The sequence below is a fragment of the Arthrobacter sp. 05T45 genome (assembly GCF_056395875.1).
The window spans coordinates 64,387-80,587 of record NZ_JBFTKI010000008.1 but is presented as its reverse complement, the minus strand read 5'-3'; the positions used below and the strand labels follow the sequence as shown (position 1 = coordinate 80,587).

At 63.9% G+C, this 16,201-nt stretch carries 14 protein-coding genes and 1 pseudogene; 7 read left to right on the top strand and 8 right to left on the bottom strand.

The genetic code is table 11. The annotated features are described in order from the left end of the window. Positions 1-116 precede the first annotated feature (116 nt). Positions 117-1,393 (top strand): annotated as a pseudogene (locus tag AC1DGD_RS10640) (IS110 family RNA-guided transposase). A 156-nt stretch (positions 1,394-1,549) separates the two neighbouring features. On the opposite strand, the gene AC1DGD_RS10635 reads toward AC1DGD_RS10640, so the two are convergent. From AC1DGD_RS10635 to rpmH, 8 genes are all read right to left on the bottom strand, one after another. Then, entirely contained in the window at positions 1,550-2,824 is a 1,275-nt protein-coding gene (locus tag AC1DGD_RS10635; protein WP_476856763.1) for a ParB/RepB/Spo0J family partition protein, read from the bottom strand. Positions 2,825-2,891: 67 nt separating this feature from the next. Continuing rightward, positions 2,892-3,959: a ParA family protein gene (locus AC1DGD_RS10630; protein WP_275450894.1), complete on the bottom strand. Its 1,068-nt coding sequence runs from the start codon at positions 3,957-3,959 to the stop codon at positions 2,892-2,894. A gap of 87 nt (positions 3,960-4,046) precedes the next feature. Beyond that, positions 4,047-4,697 (bottom strand): 16S rRNA (guanine(527)-N(7))-methyltransferase RsmG, encoded by a 651-nt coding sequence (gene rsmG, locus AC1DGD_RS10625; protein ID WP_370116794.1) that lies wholly within the window; start codon positions 4,695-4,697, stop codon positions 4,047-4,049. Positions 4,698-4,713: 16 nt separating this feature from the next. After that, the gene (locus tag AC1DGD_RS10620; RefSeq protein ID WP_476856762.1) at positions 4,714-5,304 is read right to left on the bottom strand and encodes a Jag family protein; all 591 of its coding nucleotides are present in this window, start codon (positions 5,302-5,304) and stop codon (positions 4,714-4,716) included. Further along, complete coding sequence (gene yidC / locus AC1DGD_RS10615) at positions 5,304-6,275, bottom strand: membrane protein insertase YidC (protein ID WP_223914872.1); 972 nt, start codon at positions 6,273-6,275, stop codon at positions 5,304-5,306. Before yidC ends, AC1DGD_RS10620 begins: the two co-directional genes overlap by 1 nt. Before the next feature lie 15 nt (positions 6,276-6,290). Continuing rightward, positions 6,291-6,686: a membrane protein insertion efficiency factor YidD gene (gene yidD / locus AC1DGD_RS10610; RefSeq protein ID WP_230009110.1), complete on the bottom strand. Its 396-nt coding sequence runs from the start codon at positions 6,684-6,686 to the stop codon at positions 6,291-6,293. Then, positions 6,679-7,089, bottom strand: a complete 411-nt coding sequence (gene rnpA / locus AC1DGD_RS10605; protein WP_079552763.1) for a ribonuclease P protein component — start codon at positions 7,087-7,089, stop codon at positions 6,679-6,681. The genes yidD and rnpA overlap by 8 nt, the downstream gene beginning before the upstream one ends. Positions 7,090-7,130: 41 nt before the next feature. Further along, entirely contained in the window at positions 7,131-7,268 is a 138-nt protein-coding gene (gene rpmH, locus AC1DGD_RS10600) for a 50S ribosomal protein L34 (protein WP_003800212.1), read from the bottom strand. Positions 7,269-7,731: 463 nt separating this feature from the next. On the opposite strand from rpmH, the gene dnaA reads away from it, so the two are divergent. The 6 genes from dnaA to gyrB all read left to right on the top strand — a co-directional run bounded on the left by dnaA (position 7,732) and on the right by gyrB (position 16,187). Continuing rightward, complete coding sequence (gene dnaA, locus AC1DGD_RS10595) at positions 7,732-9,153, top strand: chromosomal replication initiator protein DnaA (protein WP_018775671.1); 1,422 nt, start codon at positions 7,732-7,734, stop codon at positions 9,151-9,153. Between the two features lie 585 nt (positions 9,154-9,738). Further along, entirely contained in the window at positions 9,739-10,863 is a 1,125-nt protein-coding gene (gene dnaN / locus AC1DGD_RS10590; protein WP_018775670.1) for a DNA polymerase III subunit beta, read from the top strand. A gap of 99 nt (positions 10,864-10,962) precedes the next feature. Next, positions 10,963-11,847, top strand: a complete 885-nt coding sequence (gene gnd, locus AC1DGD_RS10585; RefSeq protein WP_223915420.1) for a phosphogluconate dehydrogenase (NAD(+)-dependent, decarboxylating) — start codon at positions 10,963-10,965, stop codon at positions 11,845-11,847. Positions 11,848-11,892: 45 nt separating this feature from the next. Beyond that, positions 11,893-13,119: a DNA replication/repair protein RecF gene (gene recF, locus AC1DGD_RS10580; RefSeq protein ID WP_476856761.1), complete on the top strand. Its 1,227-nt coding sequence runs from the start codon at positions 11,893-11,895 to the stop codon at positions 13,117-13,119. Further along, a complete protein-coding gene (locus AC1DGD_RS10575) occupies positions 13,116-13,673 on the top strand; it encodes a DciA family protein (protein WP_476856760.1) in 558 nt (185 codons plus the stop codon). Before recF ends, AC1DGD_RS10575 begins: the two co-directional genes overlap by 4 nt. Before the next feature lie 414 nt (positions 13,674-14,087). Beyond that, positions 14,088-16,187 carry a DNA topoisomerase (ATP-hydrolyzing) subunit B gene (gyrB, locus tag AC1DGD_RS10570; protein ID WP_374706707.1) on the top strand — a complete coding sequence of 700 codons (2,100 nt, stop codon included), beginning with the start codon at positions 14,088-14,090 and terminating at the stop codon, positions 16,185-16,187. The last annotated feature ends 14 nt before the right edge of the window (positions 16,188-16,201 follow it).

Genomic DNA, 16,201 nt, shown 5'->3' with positions numbered 1-16,201 from the left:
ATGATTGCCGCCCCCAGTCGTCAATGATCCGGGGGGTGTTGTCACCGGGGTCCGGTAGGTGCCGGAGAGACCGCTAATAGAGGCAGGACAGTTTGGGATCGTCGTGCGTAACGTGGATGCCGGGCTCGGACACCGCGGACAGTCCAGCACAGGTATCAGCTGCTGTGACGGGGAGGTACAGGTGATCGGAAACCACGAAAGCATTGATGTCTTCATCGGCCTGGACGTCGGCAACGGCGAGCACCACGCCGTTGCAGTGGACCGGACGGGGATGAAGCTCTTCGACAAGGCTTTGCCCAACGACGAGGCCCGGCTCCGCGAAATACTGACTTCTCTGGGCAAACACGGCCACATTCTGCTGGTCGTTGACCAGCCCGCGACCATCGGTGCACTCCCCGTCGCGGTTGCCCAGGCCGCCCGTGTCACCGTCGGATACCTGCCCGGGCTGGCGATGCGCCGGATCGCGGACCTGCACCCGGGCGAAGCGAAAACCGACGCCCGGGACGCGTTCATCATCGCCGAAGCGGCCCGGACCATGCCCCACACACTGCGCTCCATCCAGATCGCCGATGAACAGCTCGCCGAACTGACCATGCTCTGCGGCTTCGACGACGACTTGGCCAAACAGGCCACCGCAACATCGAACAGGATCCGAGGCCTGCTGACCCAGATCCACCCTGCCCTGGAGCGTGTCCTTGGCCCGCACCTGGACCACCCGGCAGTGTCGGACCTGCTGCGGACCTGGCCAACCCCAGAAGCCTTGCGCCATGCAGGTCGGCGCAGGATCGGAAACCGGCTCAAAAAGCGTGCACCCCGGATGGGCGAACGCCTTGCCGGCGAAATCATCGACGCGCTCGGCCAGCAAACAGTCACTGTCGTGGGGACGAACGCGGCCACGATCGTGCTGCCCCAACTGGCCCGGATGCTCGCCGACATCCGCGAGTCCCGGGACACCGTCTTCACCCGGGTCGAGGCCCTCGTGGAGGCCCACCCTCTTTACCCGGTCCTGACGTCACTCCCGGCGGTCGGCGTCAGGACCGCAGCACGGATACTCACCGAGATAGTCGGCAAAGACTTCGCATCCGCAGGACACCTGGCCTCCTACGCAGGCCTCGCCCCAGTGACCTGGAGATCCGGGACATCCATCCGCGGCGACCACCCATCGCGGAAAGGAAACAAGATCCTCAAGCGAGCCCTGTTCCTCTCCGCCTTCGCCGCACTGATGGACCCGCCATCCAGGGCCTACTACGACCGCAAACGAACCGAAGGCCAACGCCACAACCAAGCCCTCATCGCCCTCGCCCGCCGCCGTTCCGACACCCTCTACGCCATGTTGCGCGACGGCACTCTCTACGAACCACGGCTAAACCCCAGCGGCTTGACGAAACCATAGAGGCACCCCCCGCAACTCTCCGGCAGTGGGCGAACACGGCAGCGCCGAACTCGGCTCCACCGAATCCGCCGGCACCGGCAGCATCGGTAGAGACAAAGAAGGGAGGGTCTGTTTCACGTGAAACAGACCCTCCCGGAGAACTCAGCGAGTCGCGACCTAGCTAGGCGCTCCCGGCGTGAGGACGTCCATGATGCGGTTCAGGTCCTCGACGCTGGCGAACTCAATGCTGACACGACCCTTGCGGGCACCAAGCGAAATCTTGACGTTAGTATCAAGGCGGTCAGACAGCGATGACGCCAGGTAATCCAGTCGTTCGTGGCGGGCTCCGGCCCGCGGGATGTTGTTCTTGGCCGGCGAGGCGGGGCTCTGATACAGGGTCACAGCTTCTTCGGTCGCCCGGACCGACATGCCTTCTGAAACAATCTTCTGCGCCAGGCGTTCCATGGCCGCGGCGTCAGGAAGTGCCAGGAGTGCGCGGGCGTGCCCTGCGGAGATGACATTTGCCGCAACCCGGCGCTGCACCAGCGGGGGCAGCTTCAGCAGGCGCAGGGTGTTGGAAACCTGGGGACGCGAACGTCCGATCCGGTCCGCCAGCTGCTCGTGCGTGGTGCCGAAGTCCTCGAGTAGCTGCTGGTAGGCCGCCGCCTCTTCGAGCGGATTCAGCTGGCTGCGATGCAGGTTCTCCAGCAGCGCGTCGCGAAGCAGGTCGTCATCGGTGGTGTCACGGACAATCGCGGGGATAGTTTCCAGGCCTGCGGCCTGTACTGCACGCCACCGTCGCTCACCCATGACGAGCTCATAGGGTTCGACACCCTCTTCGGTTGAGGTACGGACCACAATTGGCTGGAGGACGCCAATTTCCCGCACAGAGTGCACCAGCTCCGCCATGTCATCCTCATCGAAGACCGAGCGGGGCTGCTTGCGGTTGGGATGGATGTCCGTGACCGGGATTTCGGCAAATCTGACGCCGGGCACCTCTACGAGGTCAACAGTTCCCTCGTCACCGTGCTCGGGCGTGGAGTCAAACGTCAGCTGTTCGCCGGCGTCGGATGCGGCCGCCTTGGCAGCAGCGGTCGCCGGCTTGGAGGCAGCCGACTTTCGGGCGGGGGTTTTCTTGGTCACGGCGGCGGCAGCTGCGTCGGCTTTGTCGGCAGCAACGTCGGCTCCGGCAGCAGCGCTGGTTGCTTCAGTGGTGTCAACCGTGAGATCAGCGGAATCGTCGGCCTTGACAGGTGTGGACTCCGGCTCCTTGGCCAGCGCGGCCTTGGTGTCCGCGAGCGTCTCGGCGTCGGAGGTCTTTTTTCGGGCTTCAGGGAAGAAGAGGTCCACGGGCCGGGACGGGGCAGCACCGTTTCCGGAGGCATTAGCCGCGGCGGAACTTGGAATGAGTGCGCCAAGTCCACGGCCGAGGCCGCGTCGCTTATCGCTCATGGATAAATCCCTCCAGTGGAAGAGCCGGGATTCACCTGGCTCTGGTTAGTGCAATTCTTGAAAGATTCTAACGTTCCGCGATTTCCGCGGCGGCTTCCAGGTAGGACAGGGCACCGCTGGAAGAAGGATCATACGTCATGACAGTTTGCTGGTAGCTCGGCGCCTCGGAAATACGGACCGACCTCGGCACCACAGCGCCGAGCACCTGCTTCGGGAAGTGTTCCCGGACCTCGGCTGCCACCTGGGCGGCGAGGTTGGTGCGGCCGTCATACATGGTCAGCAGAATAGTGGAAACAACCAGATCAGCGTTCAGGTGCTTCTGGATCATCTCGATGTTCTTCAGGAGCTGGCTGAGGCCTTCGAGGGCGTAGTACTCGCACTGGATCGGGATGAGGACTTCGCCGGCCGCACAGAACGCATTGACCGTCAGGAGCCCGAGGCTCGGCGGGCAGTCGATGAAGATGTAGTCCAGCCGCTCCTCGCCATTCTTGGCGCGCTCCTTGGAGTACACATCGATTGCGCGGCGCAGCCGCTGCTCGCGGGCCACCAGGCTGACGAGTTCAATTTCGGCACCGGCAAGGTGGATGGTGGCGGGCGCACAGATCAGGTTGTCGATGTCGGGGCACGGGGCCACGACGTCCTTCAGCGGGACATCATTGATCAGCACATCGTAGATGCTGTCGACATCGGCGTGGTGCTCGATTCCCAGGGCGGTGGAGGCGTTGCCCTGCGGATCGATGTCGATGACGAGCACGTTCAGGCCAGCGGCCGCCAGCGCGGCGGCGATGTTCACGGTCGTCGTGGTCTTGCCGACGCCGCCCTTCTGGTTGGAAACGGTGAAGATCCGGGTTTTCTCCGGTTTGGGGAGCTGCCGGCCGAGCAACCGCTCGCGGCGCTTGTTTTCGTGTGCGAGTTCGCGGGCGATGGGACTGGAATCGTCGATGGAATCCAGCACGTTCCCCGTGTGCGGAAGGGATGTTTCACGTGAAACACCGGCCATCCCGGTCGTCTTCGCAACCGAAGCCGTGTGATTTCCGGAGTAGTCAAAAGCTACTGCAGGAGCCGTAAACGCCCGTGCGGACCCCAGGGACACAAACGGCGGGATCCGTTGTGTGGAGGCTTCGCTACTGCTCACTATGACACGCTCACTCTCATTCGGCTCTTACTGCCGGTTACTAGCCTAACCTCTTCCCCTCAGACTCCCCGGGCACCGGGGCCGGTGCTAGGTAATCTTTTGAGGCTTGTTCACTACGATTCGCACAACGGTGGTGGGTTCCTCAAGCAGGTCTTCACCCACCACCACCACGGACGTCTGAATGCCGCCCAGTTTGCGGATAACCTTGGCGGCCTTTTCGATTTCCTCGCCGGCGCTGCGTCCCTTGATGGCGACGACTTCTCCCTTGCCGGCCAGGAGCGGAATGGTCAGCCCGGCGAGATTGGACAGCGCGGATACGGCGCGGGCAGTCACGACGTCGGCGTTCACGAGTCCCACTGCGAGTTCCGCGCGGGTGCGCATGATCGTGACGTTCTGGAGGCCAAGATCATCCACCACCTCCTGGAGCCAGATGACGCGGCGCTCCAGTGGTTCGATCAGCGTCAGTTCCAGATCCGGCCGCGCAATGGCCAGGCACAGGCCAGGCAGGCCGGCGCCGCTGCCGACGTCGGCGACATGGCTTCCGTGGGCAATCTGGCTCTCAATGACGGCGCAGTTAAGCACGTGCCGGCTCCAAAGCCGCGGCACCTCACGGGGCCCGATCAGGCCCCGCTCGGTCCCGGATGTCGCCAGGTGCTCGACGTAGCGTTTCGCCAGTTCCAGGCGGTCGCCGAAGATGGACTCTGCTGCCTTGAGTTCCGGCGCGGTAATTTCAACCATCAAGCTAGTCAACGGTTCAGTCTGCGGAGACAACGATGTGCCGGTCGGCGCCTTCGCCTTCGGACTCGCTCACGAGTCCCAAATCAGCGACGGCGTCATGCACGATCTTGCGTTCGTAGGCGCTCATCGGAGCCAGGGCAACTGCCTCACCGGAATCCTTCACAGCGGCGACGGCGTCTTCAGCGATCTTCTGCAGGTCGCCGGCGCGCTCGGCACGGTAGCCGTTGATATCCAGCACCAGGCGGGAGCGGTTCTCCGTCGCGGAGAGGACCGCGAGCCGCGTGAGCTCCTGGAGGGCCTCAAGGACTTCGCCGTCACGGCCCACCAGGCTGTCCAGCCCGGCGGCTTCCTCTTCGGCGACGATCGAGATGTAGGTGCGGCCGTTGCGGACCTCGATGTCGATGTCGCCATCAATGTCCGCGATATCCAGCAGTTCCTCGAGGTAGTCCGCAGCGACGTCGCCTTCTTCTTCGAGGCGGCTGGCGGAAACACTCTTGCCGGTGCCGGCGTCCGCACCCTGTGACGAGTCGTCGGCCGCGCTCTGGGCGTCGTCCCGGTCCTCGTCAAACTCGGCGGAAATAGCGTGTTCGGTGCTCTCGGCGGACATTACTTCCTCTTCCTGTTCTTGCGTTGCGGCTGGACGCGCTGGGTCTTGGCTTCGACGGCGGCCGCGGCGGAGGCTTCGGCCTCGGCGTCGACCTTCTTGCCGCCCAAAAGGGGCAGGGCGGGCAGGCCCTTGGCTGCCCGGCGCTCGGCGAGAGCCTTGGCCGCCGGCGATCCCGGCGTAGGCATCCGGCGGATCACGAAGAACTGCTGTCCCATGGTCCACAGGTTGGTGGTGGTCCAGTAGATCAGGACGCCGATGGGGAAGTTAATACCGCCCACACCGAAGACGACCGGCAGGATGTAGAGCATCATTTTCTGCTGGCGCATGAACGGGCTGGCCAGGGCCTCTTCGGACATGTTCTTGGCCATGATCTGCTTCTGCGTGATGAACTGCGAGGCCGTCATGGCCAGGATCATCACGATGGAGAGGATCCACACCGACATCTGGTTCCCGCCGCCGCCGTGGAGCAGGGAGGCGGAGAGCGGGGCACCGAAGATGGTGGATTCGTCGAACTGCTTGACCTGTTCCGGGCTCATGGCGCCGATGCCCTGGCCGCCCGCCTTAGCCGAACTGATGCCGGAGAGCACCTGGAAGAGCGCAAAGAAGAAGGGCATCTGGATCAGCATGGGCAGGCAGGCGGAGAACGGGTTGGTGCCGTGCTTCTTGTACAGCGCCATCTGTTCCTGCGCCATGGCCTGGCGGGAGAGCTGGTCCGTCTTGCCCTTGTACTTGTCCTGCATTTTCTTCAGGTCCGGCTGCAGGAGCTGCATCCCGCGCTGGGCCTTGATCTGCTTGACGAAGACGGGAATCAGGGCGGCGCGGATGACCAGCACCAGCCCGATGATGGCCAGGGTCCAGGTCCAGCCGCTGGCCGCCGGCATGCCAATGGCGCTGAGTCCGTCATGGAAGCCGACCATGATGGCTGAGACCAGCCATTTGAACGGGGCCAAGATTGTTCCAAAGATGTCCATACGATTCCCTATTCGTCAGGCCGCAGTGCGGCCTTCTCCATCAGGCTGAGCAGCCAGGTATATGTCCGGATTGTTCAGCACAACAATTGTGGGGGTGCGGCCCGCGGGCCATTCCCGATGCCCGGCGGGGACATGGTCCACACCACCGGCATTCCATGGATGGCAGCGCAACAGGCGCCTCGCAGCGAGCCAGCTTCCTTTCACCGCGCCGTGGACGGTGATCGCTTCAAGGGCATAGGCCGAACAGCTGGGGAAAAAACGGCAAACCTGGCCGTACAGCGGTGAGATCACCTTGCGGTACGCCAGGAGCAACAGGATGAGGACATCGCGGGGCAGGTTCCAGACTGCCCGGCCCAACCATGCTGCTGCGGATCTTGCAGGAGGGACGACGGCGGCAGTTGAGTTACGCACGCGGGGTCCCTTCCTGTGTCGTCTCGTTAGAACCTGGTGAAGCAGCCTGCGAAAGGCGGTTGCCCAGCCTTTTCATGGTCGTCTCCAAAGCGGCGTCATAGTCGGCAAGCAGCTGGTCCCAGCTGGCTCCCGCTGCGGCGGGCAGGGCCCGGACCACAATGGCGAACCCGCTGCCGTATTTCTGCAACGACAATGCACCGGCTTCTCTCAGTCTCCTCTTAACGAGGTTCCTGACAACAGCGTTCCCGACACTCTTGGAAACGATGAATCCGATCCGGCTTGGTTCATCGGCAGCGAGAGCTGCCGCATATAACACTACGTTCCGGCGTCCATTGCGGACACCGGAACGTACAGTTGTTGAAAAATCGGTTGATGTCCGCAGACGGTTCCTGGTGGCTAGCACCGTTCAACTCGCACAGGGATATGGACCGACGAGTCAGTTATTTAGGCCGACAGTTCGGTGCGGCCCTTGCCACGACGGGCTGCCAGGATGGCACGGCCGGCACGGGTACGCATACGAAGGCGGAAGCCGTGCTTCTTGGCTCGACGGCGGTTATTCGGCTGAAAAGTCCGCTTGCTCACGTTAGTTACTCCAGTGGATCAAAGGTGCGCCCACCCGATCAAGGGGAAGAACTGGCCGACGCTAAGTTTTGGTATGTGCCGCTTCCCTCGTATCTCACACGACGCGGGGCGTCAGGAAAGATGCAGATGAGGCGAAAAGCGTACACATGGGACTTCACAACGTTAGGGCTTGCCAACCTCCCGAGTCAAACCGGGGACCGCTCCGCACGCTATCCCCAGCTGTGGCTAACTGCTCCCGCAGCCTGTGGATGAAGTGCGTCACGCGCCCCATTTCAGAACCACAACGGTGTAATTATCCACAGGACTGAACCCAGCTATCTTCTGGCGTTTTCATCCCCTACAGTGTCTCAGTAACCCCTTATCCACGGACTGTGCATAACCCTGTGGATTGAGCCGGCCGGTGGACAGCTCCGGACCGCGTGGATGCACGTAATGCAGGCCAGCAAGTTTGAGGAACTGATTGATGACAGTAGACGAAGCCAACCAAGCCAACACTGTCGGAAGTTCCTGGCGGCGGGTAGTGAGCCTCCTGGAGAACGACCACCGTGTCTCTCCCCGGCAGCGCGGCTTCGTCATCCTCGCCCAGGCGCAGGGGCTCATCGGTTCCACCCTGCTGGTGGCAGTTCCGAATGAGCTCACCCGCGAAGTGCTGCAGACCCAGGTCAAGGAAGCCCTCGACGACGCGCTCCGCAGCGTGTTTTCCGACGAAATCCGCTGCGCGATCGACGTCGACACGGATCTGGTGCCGCTGCACACAGAACCCGAACCCGCCGTCGAACTTTCCCTGGCCGCCGACCCGACCGTGGAGTTGAAGCCGCAGCCGATGCTGCCGAGCACCTCGCATGAATTCGGCCGGCTTAATCCGAAGTACGTTTTCGACACCTTCGTGATCGGTTCCTCCAACCGGTTCGCCCACGCAGCCGCCGTGGCAGTAGCCGAGGCGCCGGCGAAGGCCTACAACCCGCTGTTCATCTACGGGGACTCCGGACTCGGCAAGACCCACCTGCTTCACGCGATCGGCCACTATGCGCGCCGGCTCTACAGCGGGATCCGGGTCCGCTACGTCAATTCCGAGGAATTCACCAACGACTTCATCAACTCCATCCGCGACGATGAAGGCACCAGCTTCAAGACCACGTACCGCAACGTGGATGTGCTGCTGATCGACGACATCCAGTTCCTGGCCGGCAAGGACCGGACGCTGGAGGAGTTCTTCCACACGTTCAACGCCCTGCACAACAACAACAAGCAGGTGGTCATCACCTCGGACCAGCCGCCGAAACTGCTCGCCGGCTTCGAGGACCGGATGAAGTCGCGCTTCGAATGGGGCCTGCTGACCGACATCCAGCCGCCCGAACTGGAGACCCGCATTGCGATCCTCCGGAAGAAGGCCCTCAGCGAGGGCCTTTCCGCGCCGGACGATGCGCTCGAATACATCGCCTCCAAGATTTCCAGCAACATCCGCGAACTTGAGGGAGCCCTCATCCGCGTCACGGCGTTCGCCAGCCTGAACCGGCAGCCGGTGGATGTGGCCCTGGCCGAGATGGTGCTCAAGGACCTGATCACCGACGACGGTGCCCAGGAAATCACCTCTGCGCAGATCCTCACCCAGACAGCCGACTACTTCAAGCTCAGCATGGAAGAACTCTGCAGCAAGTCGCGCACCCGCACGCTGGTGACCGCCCGGCAGATCGCGATGTACCTGTGCCGGGAGCTGACGGACATGTCCCTGCCCAAGATCGGACAGGAGCTGGGCGGCCGCGACCACACCACCGTGATCCACGCCGACCGCAAGATCCGCGAACTCATGGCCGAGCGCCGGGTCATCTACAACCAGGTGACCGAGCTGACCAACCGGATCAAGCAGCAGCAGCGCAATTCCTGAGCCATCGGCCGGCGCACTCATACCTTATTAACAGGGCCCTGTGGACAACCCTGTGGATAGTTAAGGGGACAACCGCGGTTAATGGGCTTAAAACCCTTAAGGCGCCTGTGGATTGGCCAGTCGGCCAAAAATCTTGTCCCCATCCACACCCTGTTTAAAACCTGCTCCGCCCACAGTCCATGAACAGGGCTTAACCGCGGATTCGCACGGCAGGATCGAGTTATCCACAGTTTCCACAGCAGTTATTAACACTACTAATCCCAAGAAAATGAAATTCCCTCAAACAACAATCTCCATCCCACCTCCAAGCAGCGCCCAGGCCCGTTCCGGACCGGCGCAGGAGACCGGCCCCGCGAACAACACCGATGTAACCCGGGGATGGGAGAAACGCTCACCTTGGGGCTAAGCTGTCTGCAGTGCGTCCGTCCCGGACATCTTTTGTGGTTCCTACCGGGCCATGGGGCCCGGGCGGGCGGACGATTCCTTTGTTGACGGAATTCGGCGTCCCTGCCGAGGTCCGCCGCAGCTCGAGCAGTTTCAGCGATTTTCAGCACTAACAGCAGCAATGAAAGGCGGCACCCTTCCGTGAAGTTCAGAGTCGAACGGGACGTCCTGGCAGAAGCCGTGACATGGACCGCCCGGTCGTTGTCTCCGCGGCCGCCCGTTCCCGTACTTTCGGGCCTGCTCCTGAAAGCTGAAGCCGGTACCGTCAGCCTGTCGAGCTTCGACTACGAGACCTCCGCGAGGCTCGAAATCCCCGCTGACATCAGCGCCGAGGGCACTATCCTGGTATCGGGCCGCCTGCTCGCGGACATCTGCCGCAGCCTGCCGTCCGCCCCCGTCGAGGTCGAAACCGACGGCAACAAAGTGACGCTCACCTGCCGCCGAAGCAGCTTCCACCTGGCCACGATGCCCGAGGCTGAATACCCGCCGCTGCCGGCCCTGCCGACGATCAGCGGCACCGTGCCCGGCGATTCGTTCGCCCAGGCCGTATCCCAGGTGATCATCGCGGCCAGCAAGGACGACACCCTGCCGATCCTGACCGGTGTGCGGATGGAAATCGAGGACGACCTCATCACCCTCCTGGCCACCGACCGCTACCGCCTGGCCATGCGGGAAGTCCCCTGGAAGCCTGCGACGCCGGGCATCTCCACGAGCGCCCTGGTCAAGGCCAAGACCCTCAACGAAGTGGCGAAGACCCTGGGCAGCAGCGGCGACATCAACATCGCCCTCGCCGACGACGACAGCCGGCTGATCGGCTTCGAGAGCGGCGGCAGGACCACCACTTCACTCCTGGTCGACGGCGACTACCCGAAGATCCGTTCGCTCTTCCCGGATTCGACCCCCATCCACGCCACCGTGCAGACCCAGGAACTGGTCGAAGCCGTGCGCCGCGTCTCGCTCGTGGCCGAACGCAACACGCCTGTCCGGCTCGCTTTCACCCAGGGCCAGCTGCACCTGGACGCCGGCACCGGCGAGGACGCCCAGGCCTCCGAAGAGCTCGAAGCCCAGCTGTCCGGTGAAGACATCACCGTGGCCTTCAACCCGCACTACCTGATCGAGGGCCTCAGCGTCATCGAAACCAAGTTTGTGCGGTTCTCCTTCACCACCGCACCCAAGCCGGCCATGATCACTGCCCAGCAGGACGCCGAGGGCGAGGACCAGGGCGACTACCGCTACCTCGTCATGCCCGTCCGGCTGCCCAACTAGCCCGTCATTGCCGTGCCCCGGACCTCCGGAGCACGGCACCTGCGGGCCATCACGGCCGTCTCCAACGAAGCACCCCAGCGCAGAAAAGAGTTCATCCCCGTGCACATCGGACTAATCGGCCTTGGAAAAATGGGCTTCAACATGCGTGAACGGCTGCGCAACGGCGGGATCGAGGTCACCGGGTTTGACCGCAACCCCGACGTTGCCGACGTCGCCACCCTGGACGAACTCATCGCCGCCGTCCCGGCGCCGCGCCTGATCTGGGTCATGGTCCCCTCGGGCGAGATTACCGACGCCGTGATCACCGAACTGGGCACCAAGCTCGACGCCGGTGACCTCGTGATCGACGGCGGCAACTCCCGCTTCACGGAAGACCAGAAGCACGGTGCCGCGCTGGCCGAAAAGGGAATCCGCTTTGCGGACTGCGGCGTGTCCGGCGGGGTCTGGGGCCTCCAGAACGGTTACGGCCTGATGGCGGGCGGCGATGCCGCGGACATCGAACGGGCACTCCCCGTCTTCGATGCGCTCCGTCCCGCAGGTGAGCGGGCCGACAGCTTTGTGCACGTCGGCGGCGTCGGCGCCGGCCACTACGCCAAAATGGTCCACAACGGGATCGAATATGGCCTGATGCAGGCTTACGCCGAGGGGTACGAGCTCCTGGCCGCCAAGGAGATCGTCGCCGATCTTCCCGGGACATTCCGGGCCTGGCAGAAGGGAACGGTTGTCCGCTCCTGGCTCCTGGACCTCATGGTCAAGGCCCTTGACGAGGATCCCGGACTGGAATCGATCTCCGACTACGTCGAGGATTCGGGCGAAGGCCGCTGGACCGTCGAGGAGGCCATTGCCAACGCGGTGCCGGCCCCGGCGATCACGGCTGCGCTGTTCGCCAGGTTCTCCTCCCGCGAGGACAATTCGCCGGCCATGAAGATGGTCTCGGCGCTGCGCCACCAGTTCGGCGGCCACGCGACCCGGCCGGCCAAATAATCCTGCCCGGCCACTTGATCCTGCCTGTGAAGTCCTGAATCCCGCGTGTACCTAGAAAAGCTCTCGCTCACCGATTTCCGCAGCTACGCCCAGGTCGATCTCAGCCTTGAGCCCGGAGTCACCGTGCTGGTGGGTTCCAACGGCATCGGCAAGACCAATCTGATGGAAGCGATCGGGTATCTGGCCACGCTCAACTCGCACCGGGTCAGCACGGACGCGCCGCTGTTGCGGTTCGGTGCCGAGCGGGCCATGATCCGGGCCAAGCTGGTCCGTGGCGAGCAGTCCACCGTGCTGGAGCTGGAAATCAACGCGGGCCGGGCCAACCGCGGCCGAATCAACCGGAGCAATCCGGTCCGTGCCAGGGACCTGCTCGGGATCTGCCAGACGGTGCTCTTCGCGCCGGAGGACCTGGCGCTGGTCAAGGGCGATCCGTCCAGCCGCCGCCGGTTTCTGGACGAGCTCCTGGTCAGCCTCATGCCGCGCCACGCCGCGACCAGGAGCGACTATGACCGGGTCCTGAAGCAGCGCAACGCGCTGCTCAAGTCGGTCCGCGCCGGAAAATTCAGCACCGGCCACGAGGCAACGCTCGATGTCTGGGACCAGCACATGGCCCGGGCCGGGGCTGAGCTGCTGCACGCGCGCCTGGAGCTGGTGGACCGGCTGCAACCGCACCTGAAAAACGCCTACGCGCAGCTGACCGACGGCTCCAAGGAGGCCACTGCGGTGTACCGTTCCACGCTGCAGGACAGCCTGGACGACGACGGCGCCACCTCAGGACCAGCGGATTCCAGGCCTGCGGACGGAACCGCAGCCGATGAGGCCGCACCGGCGGACGACCTGCGCGTGCTCTCGGTGGAGCAGCTCACCAACCGCTACATCCAGGCCCTCGCCGCAGCCCGGCGCAAGGAACTGGAACGGGGAATCTCGCTGGTCGGGCCACACCGCGACGAACTTGAGCTCGTGCTTGGATCGGCGCCGGCCAAGGGCTACGCCTCCCACGGGGAAACCTGGTCCATGTGCCTGTCCCTGCGCCTGGCCTCCTACTACGTCATGCTCGACGATGCCCGCACGGGCGGCTCGCCCCCGATCCTGATTCTGGACGATGTCTTTGCCGAACTCGACGTCCAGCGGCGGCGTAAACTGGCGGCAATAGTATCCGGCGCCGAGCAAGTGTTGGTCACTGCCGCCGTCGAGGACGATATCCCGGCGGAGCTGACCGGACGGCGGGTGAAGGTCATCCCGGGAGGAATCGATGAGCAGGAAAATCGATGAATAAGGATACCGACGGCGGCCTGCAGCCCGGCCGTGACCCCGACGATATCGATGCCGCGCAGGCCGCATTGAACCGGATGCGCGACGCCGCCGGGGCCCGGGGCGAAATCCGCCGAAAGGCGCCGCCGCGGCCCGGCAGTACCCAAAAGCCTGCCCGCAGCGCTGGAACCCGCGGGTTCTCCCAATTCCACGGTACCGGCAGGGATCCGTTGGGCCTCGGAAAAGTCGTGGGACGCCTCGTGGTCGAACGCGGCTGGAGCTCGCCGGTGGCCGTCGGGTCCGTCATGGCGCAGTGGGCCGTGCTGGTGGGCCCGGAGATCTCGGCGCACTGCACTCCCGAGAGTTTTACCGACACCACCTTGCATGTGCGGACCGATTCCACGGCTTGGGCAACCCAGCTGCGGCTGCTCAGCAGCAGCCTGGTGGAAAAATTCCGGACCGAGCTTGGCGATGGCGTCGTCACCAGCATCCAGGTGCTCGGACCCGCCGCCCCGAGCTGGCGCAAGGGCCTCCGGACGGTCAACGGCCGGGGTCCCCGCGACACGTACGGATAGCCCCGGCCCAATGGCGGGCACCGGATCTGAAGCACTTCTTGCAAAAACCCTTGAAAAATCCGCAAGCGGCGTGTAGGGCGCTTGAACCTCCCGGAGTCGTATAGGAACCCTAGGGCTGGACCCCGAAAGCCTTGCAGGGGGAGCCAGCGCCCTCCCAGCGGCACTTTCCCGCCCGTTTGGCGCCCTGGAATGCAAGTTTGGCCCCTATAACACGATAGAATCGGTGTAGATAACTGGGCGCCGGTGAAGCGTTGACTGAGTCCGTTTCCGACGCAATTTCAGCGTGCGGCGGACGGGATCCCCAAGTCAGCGGAAACACCCGGCGTCGTCAGTGACGTGCCTGTTGGCAGGAGCCTTTTCCACGGAAGGGGCAACCGCCGGCCTTCAACGAACATAGAGGAGTCGAAAGCGCCTGTGGCTAACGACAATGCAGAGATCCCGGCAGTGGAAGACGTAGCGGAAGCGGTGGAACAAGAGGCTGCGGTGGCGGCGCCGTCGGGGACCGCGACATCGCGCGAATACGGCGCCAGCGACATCACCGTACTTGAAGGCCTGGAAGCTGTCCGGAAACGTCCCGGCATGTACATCGGCTCCACCGGCCCCCGCGGCCTGCACCACCTGGTCTATGAAGTGGTGGACAACTCGGTGGACGAGGCCCTGGCCGGCTACTGCACGCACATCGAAATCGTGCTGCAGGCCGACGGCGGGGTCAAGGTGGTCGACAACGGCCGCGGCATCCCCGTGGACATGCACCCCACCGAGCACAAGCCCACCGTGGAAGTCGTCATGACGATCCTGCACGCCGGCGGCAAGTTCGGCGGCGGCGGATATGCTGTCTCCGGCGGCCTGCACGGCGTCGGCATTTCGGTGGTCAACGCACTCTCCAGCCGGGTCGACACCGAGGTCCGCCGCCAGGGACACGTCTGGCGGATGTCTTTCGCTGACGGCGGCAAGCCGCAAGGCGGCCTGGTCGAGGGCGAGGAAACCACCGAGACCGGCACCACCCAGACGTTCTACCCCGATGCCAGCATCTTCGAGAGCACCGACTTCGACTTCGAAACACTGCGGGCCCGCTTCCAGCAGATGGCATTCCTCAACAAGGGCCTGCGCATCACGTTGACGGACGAGCGCCGCGCTCCGGAGGAATCGTCCGAGGACGACGACCTGGACCTGGACACCGTCCCCACCGAAGGTGAGATCGCCGCGGAATTCCACACCGTGGTCTACCAGTACGACGACGGCCTGCTGGACTACGTCAAGCACCTGAACTCCGGCAAGAAGGTTGATGTGGTCCACGAGGACGTCATCGCCTTCGAAACCGAGGACACGGAACGGCACATTGCCCTGGAAATGGCGATGCAGTGGACCAACGCGTACTCCGAAAGCGTCCACACCTACGCCAACACGATCAACACGCACGAGGGCGGCACCCACGAAGAGGGTTTCCGCGCCGCGATGACTTCACTCATCAACCGCTATGCGCGGGAGAAGAACATCATCAAGGAAAAGGAAGACAACCTCACCGGGGACGACATCCGCGAGGGCCTGACGGCAGTCATTTCCGTGAAGCTCTCCGAACCGCAGTTCGAGGGCCAGACCAAGACCAAGCTCGGCAACTCCGAGGTCAAGGGCTTTGTCCAGCGCGTTGTCACCGACGGCCTGGGCGACTGGCTCGAGCGCAACCCCGGCCCCGCCCGGGACGTCATCCGCAAGGCCATCTCCGCAGCCCAGGCGCGCATGGCCGCCCGGAAGGCCCGGGACAACGCCCGCCGCAAGAGCCCGCTGGAATCCTTCGGCATGCCCGGCAAGCTGTCCGACTGCTCCTCGAAGAACCCGGAGAGGTGCGAGGTCTACATCGTGGAGGGTGACTCGGCCGGCGGCTCCGCCAAGCGCGGCCGCAACCCGGAGACCCAGGCCATCCTGCCGCTGCGCGGCAAGATCCTGAACGTCGAGCGTGCCCGGCTGGACAAGGCGCTCGGCAATGCGGAGGTCCAGTCCATGATCACGGCATTCGGCACCGGCATTGGCGAGGACTTCGACATCGCCAAGCTGCGCTACCACAAGATCGTGCTCATGGCCGATGCCGACGTCGACGGCCAGCACATCACGACGCTGCTGATGACGCTGCTGTTCCGCTACATGCGCCCGCTGATCGAAAACGGCTACGTCTACCTCGCGCAGCCGCCGCTGTACCGGATCAAGTGGTCCAATGCCCCGCACGACTACGTCTACAGCGACCGTGAACGCGACGCGAAGCTGCTCTCGGGCCAGGCCGCCGGCCGCCGCATCCCCAAGGACAACGGCATTCAGCGCTACAAGGGCCTCGGTGAAATGGACTACACGGAACTGTGGGACACCACCATGGACCCGGACCACCGGACCCTGCTGCAGGTGACGATGGACGATGCCCTGGCGGCGGACCAGATCTTCTCGGTCCTGATGGGCGAGGACGTTGAATCGCGCCGAAACTTCATTCAGCAGAACGCCAAGGACGTTCGGTTCCTGGACATCTAGAGGGCAGTCAAGCC